This is a genomic window from candidate division KSB1 bacterium, from assembly GCA_016214895.1.
Lineage (GTDB): Bacteria > Electryoneota > RPQS01 > RPQS01 > RPQS01 > JACRMR01.
This window is the reverse complement of sequence record JACRMR010000002.1, coordinates 441,556-463,804: the sequence shown is the minus strand read 5'-3', so window position 1 is coordinate 463,804 and position 22,249 is coordinate 441,556. Positions and strand designations below refer to the sequence as shown.

Genomic DNA, 22,249 nt, shown 5'->3' with positions numbered 1-22,249 from the left:
GGTCTTTCGACCGGTGTTGTCGTACTGTCCGATCCCGGTAATACCGGCGTTCAGCCAGGAGACGCCGAAGGTCCCGATTCGATCGGCCCTCAGCGCGGCGCTGACATAGTTGTAGTTACGCTCCGCTCTCATGCCGGCGGTGTACATGAGCGAGGCCTCGAACCGGCACAGCGAAGCGAGCGCTGCGGGGTTCCAGTAGAGCGCCGTAGCATCTTTCACGACGGCCGTTTGGGCAGAACCCATCGCCATGGCACGGGCACCGACACCGAAGCGCAGCCACGGATCCGTGAAGTTCTGCGCGTGCGCCGGAAGTACGGCCAGCAGGCTGAGGAGCAGTGCGCCCACAACAAGCGTTCGTACACGGGGATTCATATCCCTCCTCCTGTCATCTCGGTATATCAAGTTTGTTTTGTTCACGGGATGGACATGCTGATGCCGGTGGGGCCGGTTTGACGCGGCCCCACCGACATTCGGTTGATGCTTACTTCTCGTTCTTGAACGCGACCTTGACCACTTCCTGACGGGTCTTGCCCGAGGCGGTGATCTTCACGTTCGCAAGGTACACGCCGTTAGCGACCTGATCGCCACCGTCATTGGTCCCGGCCCACGTCACAGCGCACGTTGCGCAGTTAGCGGACCACGGTCCATCATAGATTGTCGCGACGAAGTTACCCGCCCAGTCGTAGAGCTTGACCTGAACCTCTGCATTACCCTCGACACCGGTCACCGGGAAGACGAAGGTCGTGTGACCGTCGGCCGGAGTGAACGGGTTCGGGTAGTTGTACACAGGACCTTCGGTCAGCGTCTGGTTGCGTTCGCCGACGACGTAATGCCAGGTCATGGCCGTCGCGTTTCCGGCGACGTCAGCGACCGTAGCGTACAGGTCATATTCACCGGCAGCCAACGGACCGGCCGTCAGATCGGCCCAGCCGGAAGTTCCGGCCGCGTCGATGTTCGCCACGGTATCGGTTGCGACCGTCACACCACCCATCGTGCGCAGGCTCATGATGAACGACTCGCCGTCAAGTGTAGTGTTTCCGACTTCCTCGAAGTTCACGATGAACGTCGGGGTTGAACCGATCTGCAGAACGTTGTGATTCTGCGGCGTGTACGGCTCCGGAGTGATGCCGGTGAAGCGCGGACCCGCGGTATCGACGGTGTAGATCTGTGAGCCACCCGGGACCGGCACACCGTACGTGTAGTTGACACGCAGGGTGAGACGGAAGCTGCAGTAGCGACCCAGATCGTAGTTACCGTCGTGATAGTACATGTTACCTTCACGACGCAGCGCGCCGTTGTCGGTCAGTTCAGTCCACGTGGCGCCGGCGCCGCAGGTCATGGCTTCGACCATGAGTTGGGCGGACGGGTAGTCCACGTTGTTGCCGGCAACCCGCATGGCGAATTCATGCGGCATCGACGACAGGTAGAACGGCGGCAGATACTCGACACCCGCTTCGTTCGGCGACACCGCGAAGCTCCACGTCACGAAGGAGGTGTTGCAGACCCGGTCGCACACCGAGAGAATCAGCGTGTACGAGCCTTCCGGCAACGGTCCGACCCACGTGATGTTGTGGTCCGTGATGATCACCCGTTCGGTCTCCTGATGCAGGCGGCGCACGGCGCTGCCGTCACCCGGACGCAGGAGCAGTTCGACGCACTGGACGTCAACGCCACTCATACCGTCCAGCGTTCCGTGTCCGGCGATGGCCGGGGTCCACGAACCGAGGTTGACCTGGTTGGTGTGCTTCGTATCAGCGGCACCGCCGAAGAGTTTCGGCGCGGACTTCGTCAGGCGAGTCGGGCCAACCACATCAATGGCGGGCGCGATCGTTCCGACGTTTCCGCCCGGTAACAGGGCGGCGAGGGCCGGTTCAATGTCGGTGTAGTCGGCACTGATAGTGATCGCCTGTCCCGACGGCAAGACCTGACCATCTTCCGGCGTCACGATGGTGATCGCGGGGCCGGTGCCATCCACGATCCACGACTGCACGCTGGTGGTCGTCGCACCCAGCGAGTTGGTCGCGGACACCACGACGCGCAGTTCAACCGCGGCGATATCATCGTCGAGGTTGTAGTTGCCGGTGACCGTAAACACCTGATCGGTGTTGTTCGGATCGGCGGCCGGCGTCATCGTGAAGTTGGCATGGGTCAGAATCGTGTCGGTGCACAGACCGCCGTCGCAGTTGTAGAGCCGGACGACGTCAATGCGGATCCCGTCACTGGAAAGGTTCACATCGTCCAGCTCGCCGAGCGTCACCGACAGCGGGAGGTTGGAAGACGGATTCCAGTAGTTCTGGTAGCGGCAATCGCCTTCCACCTCATTGAAGGTGATCGACGGACCGCCACACTCGATTACAAACGTCCAGGTGATCGTGCCGATATTACCGACACAGTCGGTGATGCGGGCATTGACGGTGTATTCACCGCAACGGCCGCCCGGCGCGACGATGTACTTCGCATGAGCGTCATCCAGCTCAGCGTAGTCACCCGTGCTTTCCGGACCAACGTTCTCACCCAGCGGGTTAAAGATGTTCAGATCAAACGTTTCGAGAATGATGCCCGAACCGTTGTCGTCGAGAGTGCCGTGACCGCCGCGCGAATCCAGTCCGGAGATCATGTCGGCCAGATGACCGGTGGTGAGATTCGTGATGCTGCCGTCGGCGCCCATGCGGCCGATCTTGACTGTTCCGGTGCTCAACTGCTTGCCGGTGTTAATCACCGCCGGGTTGTTGCCACCATTGCGCACCGTGATCGTATCTTCGTTGCAGTCATCCGTAAACAGGACTTCGACGACGATCGCCTGATCACGCGTGAAGCCCTGGCCGTCAGTCGGGGTGACCGCGGTGAGCGTCGGCGCGCAATTATCGACCGTGAAGGTCCACGAACTGAAGGTACGGCCGTTGTCGTCGCCCTGGACAAAGTTGATGTCCGTGGCTTCGACTTCGATCACGAGGGCCGTCTGGTCATCCGGGAAGGAGCCGGACGGATCGTACGACACATAGACGCTGTCGCGGCCGTTCGGGTCAATCGTGGTCCAGGGCCAGGTGGTCACACTATCCGGCAGCGTGTAGGCACGGTAACGAATACCATTCGGGGCGATGTTGGCACCGGCGCCATTCTCCTGAACCCAGAACGCGAATTCGTTCTGACCTTCGGGATTCCACCAGTTGCCACACTCTTGCTGGGCGAAGGTAATCGCCGGGCCGGCGCAGCGGACGTAGTATTCCCAGGCGAAGTTGTCACCGGCGGCATTGCCGGCCGAGTCGGCGACGACGACCGCGATATTGTGCGGGCCGGGGATGTAGGCGAAGTCAGCCGCGGCACCCGAGGTCGGGCCGCCGAAGGTGATGAACGCATCATCCTGGTTGTACCGCTGATAGACGCGGAAGTTGAGTTGTGCATTAGCCGTGTCGGCGATGCCGAAGCGGACGCCGTCGATGAAGAGGGCGATGCTGCGGATATCGACCTGCGACGCGCCGCTGCAACACATGACGAGATCATTGATCGCGGCCTGAATGGGCGAACGCTGACCGCAGTTCATCGTGTCCGTCTCGAAGTCAATCGGATCTTCGTCGTAACGCGGTTCCCAGCGATCCCAGTCGTTATTCCACCAGAAGTCGTTATCGTTGTTCACGCAGTCGCGCCAATCTTCGTTGGTCAGACCGTCGCCGTCGTTGTCAATGGGGTCACCGATCGGCGATACCGCGCGCACCTGCGGCGGCTCGACGTCGATCGTGAAGGCGTAGTCATGCGTCTCGTCGTTGTACCCGCACACATCGTTGTAGATGTGCCAGTGCGCACAAAGACGCGGCGGATTTAGGCAGGAGCCCCACTCGTCAGCCGGGAATAGGGCGACGATTTGATCCCACTGCAACTGGATGGAGACCTGATATCCACCTTCGATCCGCTGCCACGTGAGGGCCTCAGCGGTCACTTCGTAGGTGTAATCATAGTCTTCGCAGTTCATCAGGTCAAGGTAGGTGAACGCGGTATCGATTCCCGACTCACCGTCAGTCAACAGGGCGACCAAAGTCGTCTGATGATTGATGTAGGTCGGGTTCATCCACGCTTCCGGACCGGTAACGTCAACCCAGAACGGCGTGACCGGAATGGACAGGTTATCCGTCCAGAACTGGACGTGGTGCTGTCCCGGAGCCAGGCAGCCGAAGTACGGCGGGATGCTCTCCGACCCGCTGGCGAACTGCACGGTGAAGATGCCGCTGACGGATTCGTAGCTGGTCGTCCACACGTTTTCGTACGGACCAGAGGGCTGGCCGTCGTTGACGATGCGGATGCCATCCAGCCAGACATCAATCGTGCTCTGCAGCGGCACGTATTCGCCCTGCCGCAGGACCGCCCAGAAGACCGGGTCGCAGTCCACCGTCACACCGCGAGCCGGCGTGTAGTAGGTGCTATCGGGATTCTGCCAGCAGTTGTCGTCATCTCGGAAGAAGACCTGGCCGCTGAGCGGGGCGACGTTGGAGTAGAAGATGGCGAGGGTCGCACCGTCCGGGCACTCGTTGCTGATGGAGACGTTCCAGTCAACAATCCAGTGGAAGTCGATGGTACCCTGCGGCACGTTGCGATTCTCATAGACGATTCCGCGCTCGACCCAGATTTGTGCTTCCTCGTCCCAGTAGGCGGCGATGATCTGGTTCGTGACGTAGCCCTGCGGCAGCAACGCGGCGTTGAAGCGCATGCTGAAGCGCGACTCGTCGGTACCGTTGCCGAGATCATTCGAGAACACGGTCTCGACCTCGGACAGCAGCGTGTAGTAGTACTGTGACGGCGGCAACAGGTTGACGTTGTCGTTGTCGTGCGACGGCTGGAACCAGACCGCTCCGTGTCCCGTGATGCCGTTGTCCGGAACGATCATCCGCAGCTGCAAGTCTTCGCTCGTCAGCCAGCCGTTGGAACCGCCTTCCTGATCGACGCGGTGGACATTCATCTCGTACTTGGTAACGAGCACGAAGGTGTTGCCACTGCGGACGGTGGTTACCGTACGGAAGACCGTCACCTGACCATCGCGGTTGTTGAGGCGGCACGGGTGGACGATGCTCGGCAGCGGGCCGGCATAGTGCGTCGGGTCACCCTCGGTCTGCTCGACGCAGACCAGACCACCGTCGGTGATGCAGGATTCGGTATAGTCTTCCAAGGTTGCGAACACCCACGGGACCTGGCCCTCCTGGACCGGCACGTTGACCCAGTTCTCCGTGTAGAGGACCGGCGTCGGACTCGTGCTGACGTCAGAGAAGAGGAACCGCGGTGGGGCCGGATCGACGGTGCCCGATTCATCATAGGCGACGGCGCGGAAGGCGGCGTTCGCCGGGATGGCATCGAACTCAGCGCTGATCTCCCAGATGTGGTAATCCAGCCATTCGTCACAGTACTCCGTTCCGTCGTTGTCTTCGCCGAGGGCCACCCAGCTCTGACCGTTGTCGGTCGAGTACTGGAAGACCACGCTCGAAGTCCAATTCGGCGGGCAGTCATCCGTGACGGCCCAGATCTTATCCAGACAGCCGAGACCGTTATCGACATCGAAGCCGACGATCCAGGCACGCTGGTAGAGCTGATCAATGATGAAGATGTTGACCGCTTCGACGGTGCAATTACCCGCGTGATCGTAGCCGACGGCGTACACGATGTACTCACCGAACGGCACGCCACCCGTGTTCCAGCTCACTTGATACGGTGCGCTGTTGTCGCAGCCGAGGCGCTGCCAGGTTTCGAACTGATACTCGCCGTCGTCCTCGGGTACGAAGTAGAAGCAGACGCTATCGACCTGGCTGACGCCGCCGTTGGAGAACGGATCCGTCGCCGTGGCCGAAATGGTGGCCACCTGACCCTGTGCGATTTCGGTGCCGGCCGGCGTCACGTCACCATTGATGTTGGTGATGTCCACGATCGGGGCACAGTTATCGACACGGACCGAGTCGGCGAACAGGATGAACGCTTCGTTCGACAGCGGGACCGCGTTATCACTGATTCTCGCGCGGACCGAGATGGTACCGCAGCTGAAGCTCGTGAAGTCGCTGGCCAAGGCCCAGCGCCCGGTGACGCCGTCACGCACCGCCAGACCCAGGTTGGTCCAACGGTTGGTGTCGTTGTCGGCCGCCCACTTCCATTCGAACCAGACGCTATCGACATTGGCGTCGGTCTGACCGAGGTTGAAGGTGACCCAGACATCGTCGTACCATTCGCTGCTGCCATCCAGTTCGCAAGCACCGCCGACCAAGCCGCGGGTTACCGGCAGGTTGCCGTTAATCGCGGCCGGGACGCTGTGATCGATCACGATGTTGCGGAAGTCATAGCCGCGCGTGACCAGTTCGCCGCCGACATCCGCGGAGCCGATGGCGCCAAGCTGCGCCGGGCCTTCGCTGATGGTCGTGACGTCCCAGTCGGGCACGGTCCACGTGGTCGTGCCGATCGGGCCCGGCACGGTCCGGATGTCCGTGGTATCCACACCACGCACCCATACGAACCGCACGTTATCGAGGTACGGCTCGCTGTGGGCGACGATGGCGATGTTCGTTCCGTTCAGGTGCGGGTTCGTCTCGGCGTCAACACCACCGATCGTGAAGATCGCGATGTTGGCTTCGTTATCCACGACCTGATAGCTGCCGTCGATAATGTACTGACCCTGCGCGTCCATGAAGTCGGTCTGGTACACGAGGTCGGTCGCTACGGCGGCGAAGTCATAGGTCCAGCCGTCCACCAGGTCCGTCGGGACCTGCCAGTTGAAGCTGTACGGGAAGTTGGTATCCGTGCCGATCAAGGTCCAGGCATCCGGATCGCCGCCGCTGTGACGGTAGTACAACGCGACCTGACGCAGCCCGAAGTTGTCGGCGGCGTTCAAGGCGAAGGTGTGTACCGCACCGCGCTCGAGGTTGGTCACCACGACGTCGTCGCGGGTAACCTGAGTAATGACGGCGGTCGGGGGCTGGTTATCGACGTTGACGATCAACGGATTCGTCGGCGCGCCGGCCTCACCGAGGCTGGTGTTACCGTCGATGTTGCCGTAGAAGTCTTCGGCAAACGCACCGATCCAGTAGGTACCATTCAGAAGTTCGGTATTCCAGGTGCCTTCCACCGGGCTGAAGACGGACTGGGTATCGCTTTCGGCCGCGATGCGTTCGATGATCGTCCACGGTCCGGGCATGCCCTGCTCCAAGGTCGCCCACGTGACGGCTTCGACATCGCGAGCGTCAAGCAGGGCCTGCAGGTTCACATTTCCGGTCACGAAGACTACCGACGAATCGGGCGTCTGATCCGGCGTAACGGTCAGGCTGTAGGCGATCGGAGCCGTATGGTCAGTGACCCGGAAGCGCTTGACATAGCCACGGCTGATCAGGTCCGCCCACTTCTCTTCGTAGGTCGTTCCGTTACCGTGGTTCAAGAGCTGCGTGAGGGTCAACTGGTTACCGGACTGATCCGTCGTGAGGGCCGCGATATCGTACCACGAGCCGACTTCGACGTTCGGGCAGTCACCGTTCCACAGGTCAACATAACGGGCGCTGAACGGACCGGTCGAGTCGTCGCCGAGGTAGCACCAGCTGAAGAGGTTCAGCGGATGGTCATCGGCACGCTTGATCAGCCAGTACACGCCGTAGGCATCATAGTTCTCCTGCTCGGGGCAGGCACCCAGCGTCAGCAGGGTGTAGCGTTCGAGCGTATCCGGAATCTGCGGTTCGGTCCACTGGTCGCACGGCAGATCATCGACCGTGACGTCGCTTTCCCAGACGAACACTTCCGCGATCGGCGCTTCGACATCGAAGGAGACGGTGTAGTTTTCCCATTCCTCGATGTTTCCGCAACGATCTTCGCCACGGACGCGGACCCGGACATCACCGGTCAGGCCGGCCACATCCCAATACGCGGTCCAGAGGATATCCGGATTGTTTTCGGCACCGCACCACCACGGAAGCGGCTCGCTGCACTCTTCGCAGTTCCACGACGCCGGCCAGTCGGCATTGTCATCCATGCCGATCTCGAACCACGTCGTACCGTCGAGGCTGTACTCGAAGTACACACGCTCGATGGTGTAGTCGCCCTGTGCTCCGAACGCATGCAGCCAGACGTCGTGACCCCAGGCGGCCGTCCAGTTCGCGGAGTGCGCTTGCTGGTCGAACACGGTGAAGGCCTCTTCGTCGCAGTCCGGGGTATCATCCCAGTTCAAAGCCCACAGCTGCACGGCCGGCGGGGTGGTGTCCTGAATATAGACGTCAATGTAGCGGCCGGCCGTGTAGGCTTCCATGGCCTCTTCGACGCTCAGATCACCGTTGCCCCAACGATCGCTGACCACCGCGACGATGTCGAGGGTCTGGTTGCAGCGGGTCGTGAGCTCAAGCAGGATGTAATGCGGATTGCAGTCACTCGGAATTTCGCCGCACAGCAACCACGAGTCTGCCTGGTTCGGATGCCACGCATCCTTGCAGTACAGTTGGACGCGGTTATGCGCCTGCGTGCTATCATCCGGGTTCAGACCGTCGGTCCACTCGACCCACAGCCAAGCCGGTTCGTTCTCGCCGCTGAGCAGTTCGAGCGTATCCGGAGCGACCGGATTCGGCGCGGCGCCATTCAGCTGCGTGATCGTTCCCAGCGGGGTCGCGTTGTCCACGTACACCCAGAAGTTATCGGCCATCGTATCTGCCTGCTGGTCGCAGATCGCGTCGATCGCCAGCACCCACAGGTGCCAATGGCCATTCTCATAGTCCGACACATCCCAATCGAAGCAGTATCCATTGCCGTGCGTGTCGCGGCTATCGGTCCAGTAGATGGAGTCGATCAGTACCGGCTCATCGTCGCCAAGCTGACCCCAGAGTTGGACGCCCCAGACATACTGCTGGTATTCGGGCAACGCGCCGCAAATACTCACGGTTTGATTTCCAACTTCCGTGGTTCCGTCAAGGACGTTATCGGTCAGCTCAACGGTTTCATTTTCCGTGCAATCCCAGCCCTCGTATTCCATGTAGTCGAGGGTGCTGTGATCCGGCAGTTCCGGCGTGCAATCGATGCAAACCAGGTCAGTCACGCCGAAGCCACAGTCGGTGGTCACGGCCACGGTGTCGATATTCCCGGCGCAGTCGCTGAAGCTCACCCACATATGGTAGCAACCCATATCGAGGTTCGCCGCCAGCCACGCGGTACACAGATCACCGCCAAAGTCGAAGGTCCAGGTATCCACGTCGTCGTTGGTCAGTTCACCGAAGTTGTGCGAGAAGAGTTCGTCGTCGCGCTCAACGTACAGCCAGACCTGATTGACGTTCACCTCGCCGGAAACATCATCCGGATCGAAGGTGATGGTGACGATACCGTTTTCGTTGTCGAGGCGGCAGCGGTCACCGCAGTACGTGTTGTGTAGAACCGTCGGGGTGGCTTCGGATTCGCCGATCGGGGCGGTACCGTCCACGTACAGGGTCTTGACAACCGAGGTGTCGTTGCCGTTATAATCTTCGACGATGACACGGATATTGAAGCCGTGGTCGCCGATTTCGTCCGGCCGCGGCTGGAACTCGACGGCGACGGTCGTATCGCCATCCGAACCCCAAGTCAGGTCGTCGTAGATCGTTTCGAGGTTGCGCCATTCGCTCGGCTCGCCGCCCGGAATCAGACTCTGGTACTGGAAAGTCAGCGAGGCCAGACCGGTGTCGATATTGGTCGCGGCGAAGATCGCGTTGATCCAATACGGAGCATCGGGCTGAATGTAGCAGATCTCGGGTTCGGTACAGCTGTAAGCGGTATCGATGGCATTCCAGATCTGGTACACTTCGATGCGGGACGCCGGTTCACTGTCGTTGAAGCGGACCGTGATCTGGCAGACCACGTTGTCGCACAGGTCGGTGTTGTTCACCGTATCGATGGCGACGACACGCAGCTGGAACCAGCTTTCCGGGTCCGGATTCGGCTCGACGTGGTTGAAGTAGGCTTCGAGATCCCACACGCCGGTGTAGGTCAGGCCGTCATGGCGGATCAGCGTATCCGAACCGGCGGCCGGCTGGATACTCGTCCACGTCATGTATTCCGGATCGTTCGGGTTCAGCGAACGATACTGGAACCAGCCCAGCACACCGTGGTCGGCGTAGCTCTGATCCGTCGCCGTGATCGTGATCAGGCGGTCTGCCGGAATCATAATCGCGGTATTGTCCGGATTGTCCACGTTGTTGATCGTCGTGATGCAGGCCTGCGGCTCGCTCACATCGACCCACAACTGCTCGGCATTGGTGACATACGTATTGCCACACTCATCAATGACGACCGAACGGCTCCAGAACAACGTGTTCTCTTCGCCCACGCCGTCGCCGGCCTGAACGTCATAAGTTTCGTCAACCAGACCGTCGCCGTCGTTATCGATGTTGTCGGCGATCGGGTTGTAAGCAGCCCAGCTACCCGGCCAGGCTTCGATCCAGCCCTGATCGTCATTCGACCAGACCGTGTCCACATTGGCCCACGAGCTGTCGGCGAACGGATTGCTGGTCAAGCTGACCTGATAGATGACCATGCAGATATCTTCGACGACCAGACCGCCGTTGTTGGTCTGGATATCGGTGACGAAGTGCGCGACGTCCGCGGTATCGCAGAGACCGCCGTTCAGATAGAAGCGGTCGAACTCGATATCGTGCACCGCCGGAATCGAGCCATCTTCAACGATCGTATTGTTGATGAAGAAGACATGCACCGAATCGCCTTCCGACGGATCCTCGATCACGTGGTAGGCCACGTCGTCGTGCCAGCGGACGATCGTTCCGTAGTTGTAGCTGCCGTCAAGCACGGTCCGGGTATCGAAGTTGACCATGTAGTTGCAGGCGCACACTTGGGAGACCGGGACACCACCTTCGCCGTACTGAACGAACAGCGGCTCGGCGCAGGCGTCGCGTGGGTCATCGACCCAGCGGTCAACATTCGGGCCTTCCCAAATATTGTTATCGTTGGCGTCGATCACAAACGCGTATCCGTAGCAACTCGGATCGCCTTCCGTATTCAGCGTAACGTCCACGGTCCAAATACCCGTAGCATCGTCACGAGTCATCGGGTGGAATTCATCCGTGTCGGCCAGCCACAGGGCCACATCCGGGATCAGGTCGCGTTCCGCGTACCAGTCATATACCGGATCGTTATTGCTGTTGGCCATGTCGTAATACCAACCGGCCATACCCTGCACTTCGTGTTCGTCGATCTGGAAGCGGAAAGCACTCGAGGTCGGATCCGCGTCATAGCTCAGACCCGAGATCGCGTCAACCACCGGCTGCCAGGTCGTTCCGTCAAAGCGCTGGAACCAGACGGTGTCAACCACGCCCGTGAAGACCGGCGGCAGCAGCGCCTGATGCGCGGACAGCGGGACGGTACCATGGACGCAGAGGTCGCCGTAGTCCGGCGTACAGAACACCATTTGCGGCTCGTTGACGTTTGCCACACGAACCACGAGGTCGATGCAGGACAGTTCTTCGTACAGATCACCGTCGAAGTCGCTATCGGACTCGAACAGGCCGTCCTCGGCGAAGTAGAGCGGATCGGTCCGGACGATCATCGCGAAGTTGTAAACGCCAGGCAGATAGCTGTTATTGAAATAGACAGCAATCTGATACTGGTTGCCGTTGTCACCGTCCGGCGGATACTGATCCCAGCCGAGGTCATTATCCAGTTGGTCAACCGTGCGGAAGTCGCCGGCCGGCCAGCAGATTTGCTGGGTGGTGACGAGTTCTCCGGTATCCTGATTCCAGAGCTGGATATTGAAGGCCTGAATGGTATCGCCGCGGCAATTGCGGATCGCATCGGCATCGGTGTAGAACAGCACGAGAGCATCCGGATCGTTGTCATTCGGATCGGTTGTGCGGTTGTAGATGATCTCGATGGTATCGACTTCCGCGTCCTGCCAGCTGACCGGTTCGGTCACGCGTACGCGCACTTCCGGATCTTCGACGCTATTCTGAACGTAACTGACAGCCGTGATCGGCGCCTTCGGCATGCAAGCGAAGTTCAGCTCGCAGGTATTCTGCGCGGCGGAGGCTTCGGCGTTGCCCGTGAGGTCGGTCACGTAAGCCGTGAACTCCCAAGTCGAGTACCAGAGGCCGGCGGCTTCGTCGGCGGCTTCGATGAAGCCCCGGACGCCGGACCAGACCACGTACACGCTGTCCCACGTATTAATGAGGGCGATCGGGCCGAGGGCCGGGATGGCCGGGTTCAGCGACTGGTCGTTCGGGATGTAGTCCCACGCCGTCTCGTATCCTTCCGGACCGGAACGGCGGTACTTGAAGTGCATCAGCCAGCCATCTTCGACACTGTCATGGACCGTGGCGGTCATGAGCAGGGTATCGAGCGGCGAGCTGTTATCGCAGGTCGAGAGGATCTGACCATCCGTCAGCAGGAAGCTCTCGGCGAACTGCGGAAGGGCCCACGCGAACACGCCATGGTTCCAGCAGGTCACATTCGTGCCGAACGGAATCCGGTCACGGATTTCAAGCGCCATGCAGCAGATCTCGGATCCGCACTCGAGGTCGCGGTCGAGGTTGCAGTCGCGATTGTAGTCGCCCTGCACGTTGTCGTTACCGTAGTCCACGTCGTCGATGGCGTAAGCGCGGAAGCGGATCGAATCCAGCGGGCTGTTGCCGAAGTCGTGGAACGAGACCCAGACTTCATAGTAACCCGCGGCATCCGGGACTTCATCGAAACCATCGATCGGTGAGACGGCCATATCGACATAATACAGTTCCGCGACGTCGTTATCTTCCACCAGATTGCGCCAGTTACCGAAGCGATCAAGATACTGGAACTGGACTCCGGTGATACCGCAGCCATTATCGCTGGCGTTGGCGCGCAGCACGAAGGTCGAGTCTTCCCAAGTGGTGAAGAGGATCTCGAACTCGTCCGGCACATCCGGATCGGCGACCCAGCACTCGGTCACGCGCGGCATCTCGTTGTCCACGAACACCGGCTGCCAGATCGGATCGGTATCGAACAGGCCACCGTTGTCGTAGGCGACAGCGTACAGCCAGTAGGTACCGGACAGCAGGTTGTTGGTGTTCCAACGCGTACCGAAATAGAAGGCGAATCCATCGACGACGGAATCAGGTTCGGTATTGCCACCGATAAAGGTGTGAATGCCCTGACCCGGCACCGACAGCGAGTCCACGAAGAAGAAGGCGACGCTGTCCACATCCGAGAAGATCGGGCTCGATGACTTGACGGGCACCCACGCATCCGTACCGGTGCTGTCGCAGCGGTAGTTGGTCAGGCAGAGGTCCGGCGTCGGCCAGCAGATCACGGCCAGCGGCGCGGTCGTATCGCACTCGATACGGACGGTAACCACCGGAGTGTTCAGCGGATCGACATTGCCACAAACGTCGAACGACAAGAAGCGCAGGTTATACTGGTCACTCGGCAAGCCGACGATATTCCAGTTGGCTGCGAAGTCTTCGAAGAAGAAATGGCGATAGGTGATGGTATCTTGACCGTCGCCATGCGTTCCCGACGGGATCACCACCCAGCCGGCGTTCGGATCCGTATTGCCGGTGAAGTAGATATTCGGCGCCTCGAACTGCTTGAACTGGAACATACCTTCAAAGAGGTCAAACCAGTTGGTGGCAATCGTGAAGCTGTCACCCGGCAGCGGGTCGTAACCGAGGTCCAGATCGATGTAGTCATCAGCCAGCAGGAACACGGTCGAGTCGGTCATCGTGTTCGGGTTGAAGCAGGGAATCAACGCACCCTGAATCTGGTCTTCGCCGAACTCGGCGCCGCCGTAGACAAGACTGGCCATCCCGGCCAGCGGTGCGATATCGTCGGTGATATCCACCGGAATCGTATCGGCGCATTCGTGACCGTAAATATCCCAGGCCCGGATGCGGACGAAGTAGCGGTTCATGCAGCTGTCCGGGCGTACCGGCGGCAGGCCCAGCGTATCTTCGGAGTTCCACGGCAAGTTACGGATATTCCAGTACACGACGAACGGGTACTCGGTATCCCAATTGCCGCCCTCGTCACCCAGGATGTTGGTCGTCTGCCAGAACGGATACGCGTCAACGTTATTGTCGCGGTTCGCATCGAAGCAGTAATCGAAAATCACACTATCCACGCCGTCGAGCTGATCGACGATGTGGGAGCGGATTTCGACATAATCCCAGGACGCGAACAGGTCGTCGGTGGCATCCAGCGTACCCGGGCGCGCGGTGTAAACATCCACGATCTCCGGGCAGGTCCGATCCAACGTGAACTGCCACGAGAAGTTGCAGGAATTGCCGACGCGGTCGAGTGTCGTGATGCGGACGGTGTACACGCCGTCGGGCAGACCATCCATCACGGTGCCGGTCGGATCACTCAGGGTCAGCAATGCGTCGCTGAAGATGTCGCTATCCGTATAGAACGTCTGACCGAACCCGGCGATCACGTTGTCGCTCGGATCGAGCAGCTCGATCGTCGAGGCGCCGGTACCGTTGTAGGTCAGGCTGTCCACGGCATCCGACGGATCGACGTCCACACCGGAACCCGGCGCGCCCATCCCGTCGAACAATGCCGGATCATAGATCGACAACTGCACGGAGTCGAAGTTCGCGAACACGAACAGACTATCGTCGGCGGTCAACTCCTCCAAGTCCAGTGTGCTGACGTTCGTCTGGTCAACGCGAATCAACGTCGGCTCGCCATCCAACCACAGGGTCAGCTCGCTGAATACCGGGCAGGTCTCGTCTTCGAGGAAAGTTAACGCATAGTCACCGCAGGCCAAGGTATCGCGATGCCCATAGATGTCGCTGATAAACAGATCGACATTATAGACGCGCTCACTGAAGTTGTCCGCGTACCACAGGTAATTGATCCACACGCCTTCGACGTTCATCGAGTCAATGTGGGCCACCTGCGGCATCGTATTGATGCGGAGGTCGGCCGTGTAGAAATCCACGCCTTCGCCGAGTTCGTCGAGGAACCCGTCGTTGTCGTTGTCGATCCCGTCGCACTGCAGCACGCTGTCTTCCACGAAGATGAAGAAGCGCGTCGGGTCATCGGTGTCGTCGCTATGCGAGAACCACGCCCAGTTGCCCGGTGCGTAATAGATCTTGTACAGGTTCTCGTACTCGGTATCCGGCGACGAGATGCCCCAGTACGTGTTCTCCTGATTCCACAACGCCATGTTGTAGGCGTCGGTGATATTCGTGTCGCAGCCGGCCGTGGTCGAGTCACAGAGCAGGATCATGCCCGGATTCGGCTCGTTGTAGTTCTGGATCGTGAAGCTGATCACGCTGTCCAGGTCTTCCCACAGGCAGTACTGCTCCCAGAACGTGCCTTCGCCGCAGTCAACGACGTCAGACAGGACCAGCGGGAACCAGTAGCGATTCGAGGCAATCGAGGTGTTGAACTCCGCGCCGCCGCCCGATTCATCATAGAGCGGGACATAGAAGACCAACGAGTCGTGGCCATTCTCGTCGAAGTTGTAGAAGATTTCATCCGGGTACTGCCACGGATCCGTGGTCAGGAAGCCGGTGAAGTCGATATGGACATCGGACCAGTCATAGACTTCTTCCGACTCCGGATGGACCAGACAGCCCGGATCCATCACGACGGAGACAGTCATCAACGAGTCGAAGTCGATGTTATAGACACCGCGCTGGAGCACGACGACGCTATCGACGTTGTCCTCGTCCGGGTTGCCCGGGAATCCGGTCACCCAGGTATAGTCGCCGCGGACCCACGACCAAACGTAAGTCGCGGTGAACGATTCAGCGCTGCCATAGGTCATGTCGAGGTAGTAGCCGTGCGAACCGTTCTGGCCGGTCTGACGCTGACTCTTCACCGGGATTTCGACGACGACGCCGCAATCATACGCGACTTCGTTGACGATAATCCACTTGGCGACGAGCCGGTCACGACCTTCGCAATCGACTTCGATATCCCAATAGGCCGGGACATCCTGCGTCCAGTCCGGCTCCACGCCGTATGCCGGCGCGCCGCCGTAGTGGTCGGGCTGCGTGGTAATCGCGGTCCAGTCATAGCTGGCGCCGAACTGCCGCAGATCCGCCATCATGGAGTCGATTCGAAGGGTATCTTCGATGCCATTAAAGAGGCTGTCGAGCCAGGCCCAGACTTCAATGGTGTCGCCGATTTGGCCGCGGAACCAATTTGGCGCGCAGTCCTGACCGACGTCCATCACCCACACGCTGTCCACATCGGGCACCGTGCTGTCACAGCCGCTGAACTCGAAAATGCTGAAGGCGGAGCCGACATTGCAGGCGGCGTCGCCAACATAGAAGTAGAGGGTCCCGTACGTGCCTTCGGCGCCCACATTGCTGCACGCACAGATCTCAGGATCAACGCTGTAGTGGTTGCTGAGATAGGTCGTCGTATCGTTCGGATCGGCATAGCCGACGCCGGGGTACCAACCCCAATAGGCGCGGAAGTGATTCTCGTCGATCTGATCGACATAATCCGCATAGACCGTATCATAGTATTCCGCGGAGTCGTCGTCACACCAGAAGTCGGAGAAGTCAGCCCAGATTCCGAGCGGGCTGCTGATCAGATCAGCGGCGTAGCCGTTGATATCAGCGTAGATGTTGACATGGTCGTCACCCGGCGTGACGTAAGCGCGCACCGAGTCGTCGCCGATGGTATACACGAAGTCAATGATCGGGCGCAGGGTATCAACGATGGCCACCGGGTACCAGATCGTGGTGTCGGTGCAATTGCCCCAACCGTCGCAGATCCAGAACCGGGCGTAGATCGTGTCCCCGTTTTCGTAGGTGTTGGTCAGCATGTACGACGAGAATTGGTCGTCACAATTGCCGCCACCCCAGATCGCGACGGCCTGCGTATCGACCGGTCCGCCGAGGAACTCGGGAGTCATCAGCAGGCTGATCTGATCGGCCGTAACCCAGCCCAGTCCGGGGTCGAACTGCGACAGGTCAACGGCATACGAGGACGTGTTATCGGTCAAGCCGAAGCTCGAGTCCGTGTCCGGGTCATGCACGCAGGCGAAGACGTTGATGTCACCTCCCGGATGCACATACTGCAAGCCGATGACCGGGCAATCGCCGGACTCCTCGACGTCATCGAGGATCTCAAACATCGAGTCACAGTCGCAGAACACGGCCGGGCTAAAGTCCGGCGGCAGGCAGTCACTGCAGTAGTAGAGGGTGTCCTGCCAGAACAATTCGCGATCATGGTGACCGAGCGAGTCGTGCAGCGCATGATAGCGGACGATAGCGAACGTATCGACCAGACAGTCGTAGGCATCGTTGGTGTTCCAGATCGTCCAGTAGGCGAGCCAGAGTCCCGGATCGGCGAGGACCACGCTGTCCGCGCGTACGCTGTCACTGTCGGCATCCATATAGACGTTCGTGAAGTCGGCCCACACGGCGGCCGTGTCGAGGCCCACACCGTCGCCATCTTCGCAGTCGATACCGTCGTCAGTCAGGAAACCGATAAACGTGTATGGCTGAGCCGGATTGACGCAGGTCAGCGTCGGAATCGGCGGCGCACCCCACGGGTAGTTGGCCAGCTCAAGGTGCTCATCGTACATCAGCGCGAGCATGCCGCCGGCCGTATCCGCAACAAAGGAATAGGCGAACCATTGCGGTTCGTTGACGTCAACTTGGACGCACTCCTCGAAGTCGGCGGTTTCATCCTTGCCGCCGTAAGTCGTAAAGTGCAGGCCGAACGGCAGATAGTCGCCGTCACAGTGAATCGTCGCCAGATCGGCGGAGTCGGCGCGGAGGTACCAGTACCAGTTGCGCGCCCAACCGATCGTATCGAGCGGATTCTCGGGGTTCACATACTTGAACCACTCACCGTGCGCGTCGGCGATCACCCACGGATTTGGGTCATCCGTGATGGTCTGGAAGTTTCCTTCGATCACATGGATCGAATCGACCGGGGCGGCTCCCAGGGATCCGGGCGGGCAGAGGGCCAGCTCGCAGGTCTCGACGATGGTAGCGCAGACGACAATGCTGTCCTCCTCGGCGGCGATCCAGCCCAAGACGGAGTCGGGTGTGCCGACGCCATCGGGACGGCCCCAAACGTCGGGGCAGCCGGTCCACGGATTACAATCAATCAGGAACACGCAATAGGACGTGTCTTCGGTCGCGTCATTCTCGTAGGCATCGGTGAAGACCGGGTCATTGTAGCGTCCCGGGTTACCCGCCTGATCCCACGCGCTGCGAATCACGAGGCAAACTTCCTGGGAATCCCAAACATCAGGCAGATCGAAGTAGCCGCTCAGCGTGTAGTACACGGAGTCGGAATTGACAATTGAGTCTTCGACGCTGTTCAACCACACATCGACACCCGAAATCAGCGCGCCCGTGACCGTGTTAACGGCCGAGATCTGCCAGTTGCGGGTCACATCCCAAGGATAGGTCGAACCGTCGTTGTTCGGATAGGCGGCCGCATCGTAATGGACGCGTTCGGACAGCTTCACCATCAGGCTGAAGGGCTCGCCATCTTCATAGCGACGACCGCAATCGCCGTCCACCCCGAGGTTGAGCACAGTGCGGGTGGTGCCGGTGTACCAGTCGCGGTGATTGTCGGCAATGCCGGACCAGCCGTCGCCGATGAAGAACGGATTCTCGTTATCGACGTCCAGCTCGGTGGAAACCGTATCGCAAATCAGGTAGGTCGTATCCGGATCGGCGGAAACCACGCTGTCGCCGGCGATCGTATAGGCGCGGACGATAATCGTGTCCTGCAGCGTCCGGTGGACGAGCATGAGGCTATCGACTCCGGCGTCCTGATACCACGTGCCGTTCCAATAGTAGCGGAATTCGGCGAAGTACGCGGGCAGCGCATCATCCAGCTCGAGGAAGCCGTCGTAGATCGTATTGTTGATGTTCGGATCCGGGGTCAGCGACTCGGAGGTCGGCACGAAGAGCGCCTTGCGGACTTCGCGCAGACGGTCGTTGGTCGGATTGTAGAACTGCAGTACGAGCGTGTCGGTCGTGTCCGGATCAATCGTTGAGAGATCGATCAGGAGGCGGACAAACAGGCTGTCCTGAATCTCGTCGTTGGCCGGATTCAGAATGGCGTCATAAGAACCGCCAAGACCCATCGAGTCCATCGAACCGGGCGAGAAGGCATTCCAGTCCGGCATGGTGTCGAACGGAATAAACGCCGGGTCAACGTAGGACGCGGGTCCGGTCGGCGCCTGAACGCTGTCCGGATCGTAGTAGAAGAACCACTGCGAGATCGGCACGATCCGCGGGCACGGGGTCAGACCCAGCACCGCCACCACGCACGGACCCAGGTCCGGATCGGTGAGGGTCTCCGGGTAACTGACGAGGCCGTCGTCAAAGACGCTGGCACCAATAAAGTGCGAGCCGAAGAAGTTGCCGCAGACGCCACTGAAGAATTCCAGGTTGTAGCCGACGATGTACTGGTTGTTGCCGTAGGCACCGGCCGTATCGATCATCCAGTCTTCGACGGTAATGCAGGCTTCCCAAACTCGCTCGTCGCCCTCATCGATCCAACTGGTCACCCAGACCGAATCGCCGTCGGGCAAACTATCTTCCATCTGGTAAATGCAGCTGAAGTCGAACAGGACGGAGTCGGCGGTGGTATCCGTACGCATCCAGACGCAGAGCAGGTCATTGACGTAGTAGTCCACCTTGCAATCCGGCGCGGTCGGTTGCGGGGGTCCGTCACCGGTCACGATCAACGAGTCGATGCACGGTCCTACGCCATTGAGCCAGAAGTACTTCGGGTCGCGCTGGACATTGCCGGCGTTATCGACCAATTCGAGCGTCACGAGGTAGAGGCCGTCGGGCAGCGGGTCGCCGACCGAATTCTCATGTCCCCACGTGAAATTGACCGTATCAGCAATGAAGCTGTTCTGCTGGAACGGCACCGGCTCGAGCGGCGCACTGGTCAAGCCTTGATCGGGATCGTCTTCCGTGTACCAAAGCGTAGAGTCGCCGGGCAGCCAGGCTTGGCCGGGCGTGCATTGGAGGAATACGGTATCGACGCGAACTCGATAGTACAGCCACTCCCGCTGGCAGGTGTCGGACAGACCCTGCGTAAACCAGCGGCGGGCTCGGAACTCGATGATCGGGTCATCGGCCACGCCGTTCGGCCCGTTCCACACGCAGGTGGCATCCGGACCGTAGTTCGGGCCGGCGGGCAGGGCGGGATTGAAGTGGAGACCATCCAGCGGACCCGCGAAGGTCGGCTTGCACGTATCAATAACACAGTGGAGCTGGTTAAGGGTCGTGTAGCCTTCGCTGAGGTCGGTCATCCCGTCATGGTCGCTGCCGAGCACGGTATTGCAACCGGCGGCATCCATATAACGCGCGTGGGTGATTCCGACGATCGCGCCGTACGGGCAGGGGCTGACGAGGCTCAGAAGCGCATCGAGGCTATCGGTGCCGTTCTTGCCCCACCACATGAAGCAGCCTTCGGCCGGATCGCGCCAGACCCAGGCGATGGTGTCGATATCGTCGTCCATCGGAGCCGGGGCGCCGGGGGCGATCCAGTCCAGATAGCTGATGATGGCACCGGTCGGGCCTTCCGGGTTTTCGTCCGGTTCTTGACGAATATCGAAGCCGACGAGGTACACGTCATTAAAGAGATCGTCCCACTCGTCCGGATCCGTGCCCCAGGACTCATCAATTTGCGGCAAATACCAGCGAGCGGAGTCCGGGCTCAGGTTCGTGTAATAGGAGGCATCGAGACTGTCGTACGGGGAGAAGCGCTTGGTGGCGCAGGCCGCGAACGAGTCGTCAAAGTAGATTTCGTTGCCGAGCGTATCCGGCGGCACGTTGTCCGCGCAGAAGTTGTCGGCGTAATTGGAGAAGATATCCAGATCCACGCCGACGTTGTCGGAGTTACCGGCATCGTCGATGAACTGGAAGTGGATTGCTCCGGCGGTGGTGTTATCCAGACAGCGCTGCAGTGAATCCCAGAATTGGCTGCTGACGATCAGGTCGGCCCAGATGATTCCAGTTCCATCTGTGAAGGCGTCGCCGATCCACCAGGTGCTATCGACGCCGTCGGGGGTTTCGATGCAGTGGACAAAAACGGGGTCGTTGTTGTGCTGATAGAGATAGTCCGGATCGGCCGCGATCAGGTCGGACACCCAGTCGGCGAATTGGATCGCGACGTAGGTAACGTCGAAGTTATCATCGACGTGTTCGCCGCAGGCGAGGTCCACGCCGCCGAACAGATCGTAGCAGGATCCGCCGACGTACGGGCTGAAGTAGAAGCGGATCGTATCGTAGCAACCGGCCAGGGTGTCGTTTTCGAGATAGTTGCCGTTGATCACGACCATGGAGTCCAGACAGTCTTCGAGTTCCGGACGGAGGTTATCCGCGGCTCGCAGACAGACTCCTACGGTGTCGTACACGGTGCTGGGGTCCCCGAAACTATCGCCAGGATCCCAAGTCGCGTGAATGACATAGACGGTATCACAGCCGACACCGTTTTCGAGCGCGGCGCAATCCACGACTTCGATGGTGTCCTTGATAAAGGTGATCGCGTCGGCCCCGTCGCACGTGAAATTGGAGAAGTCGGCAAAGACGGTGTCATTGTCATTCAGCTCGAACGCGGACGCCGCGGTGGAGTCGAGCCAGACGGAGTCGCCGATGGCGATGATGCCGTCATTCCAGATGCCGCAAACCTCGGTGAAGAAGACGAGTCCGCAGGGAATACAGATATTGCACTGCGGCGTCTGCGTGCGGGTGAACTGACCACACTGCACGATGTCGGGATTCGGCGAGGTGTCGGTGCCGCGCGCCGCGATATCGAAGGTGATCAAGCTGTCGGCGGCGATGCAGATACCTTCCGGCCTGATGACGATTTCACCGGTAAACGTGATGAACCCCGGCGGGTCATTGACCGTCGAGGTAATAGTCATCGGGTATCCGGTGATGGGTCCGGTCGGGCAGTCGAAGGTCTGCGGCGACACCGGCAACAGACCGAGCCCCGGCGAGGGGTTGAAGATCAATTGCAGGATATCGCCGTACGCCGCCTCGCCCGTCATGGTGACGGTAATGCGGATGGAATCTTCGGGGGCATCGATCGTATCTGGCGCGCCGCCGTTATCGATACATACGATGTCTGGCCCGTCGATGATGTTGAACTGCGCGTAGGCAGCCGGTCCCGTGAGCAGCCCGAAGCAGGCTGCAAAGAGAATCGCAAGCCACACAAAAGGAGTCTGGAACCTCATTTTGTGACTCTCCTGGATATGGGTAAATCTTGTTCTTTCAGTGGGGCGATTGATATCGCGCGGCGCTTGCTGTGCAGAGCGCAAACCGGTCTGACCCGCGGAGCGCGGGCGAGG

1 protein-coding gene is annotated in these 22,249 nt (G+C 60.0%); it reads right to left on the bottom strand.

Annotated features, from left to right (window positions below):
* Positions 1 to 481: 481 nt before the first annotated feature.
* On the bottom strand, positions 482 to 22,135 hold the full coding sequence (locus HZB60_01850; protein ID MBI5058505.1) for a hypothetical protein: 21,654 nt from the start codon (positions 22,133 to 22,135) through the stop codon (positions 482 to 484).
* Positions 22,136 to 22,249 lie beyond the last annotated feature (114 nt).

What these genes read in the sequence shown, in the direction of transcription:
- HZB60_01850 (MBI5058505.1), bottom strand. Translation starts at nt 22,135, where the DNA reads ATGAGGTTCCAGACTCCTTTTGTGTGGCTTGCGATTCTCTTTGCAGCC.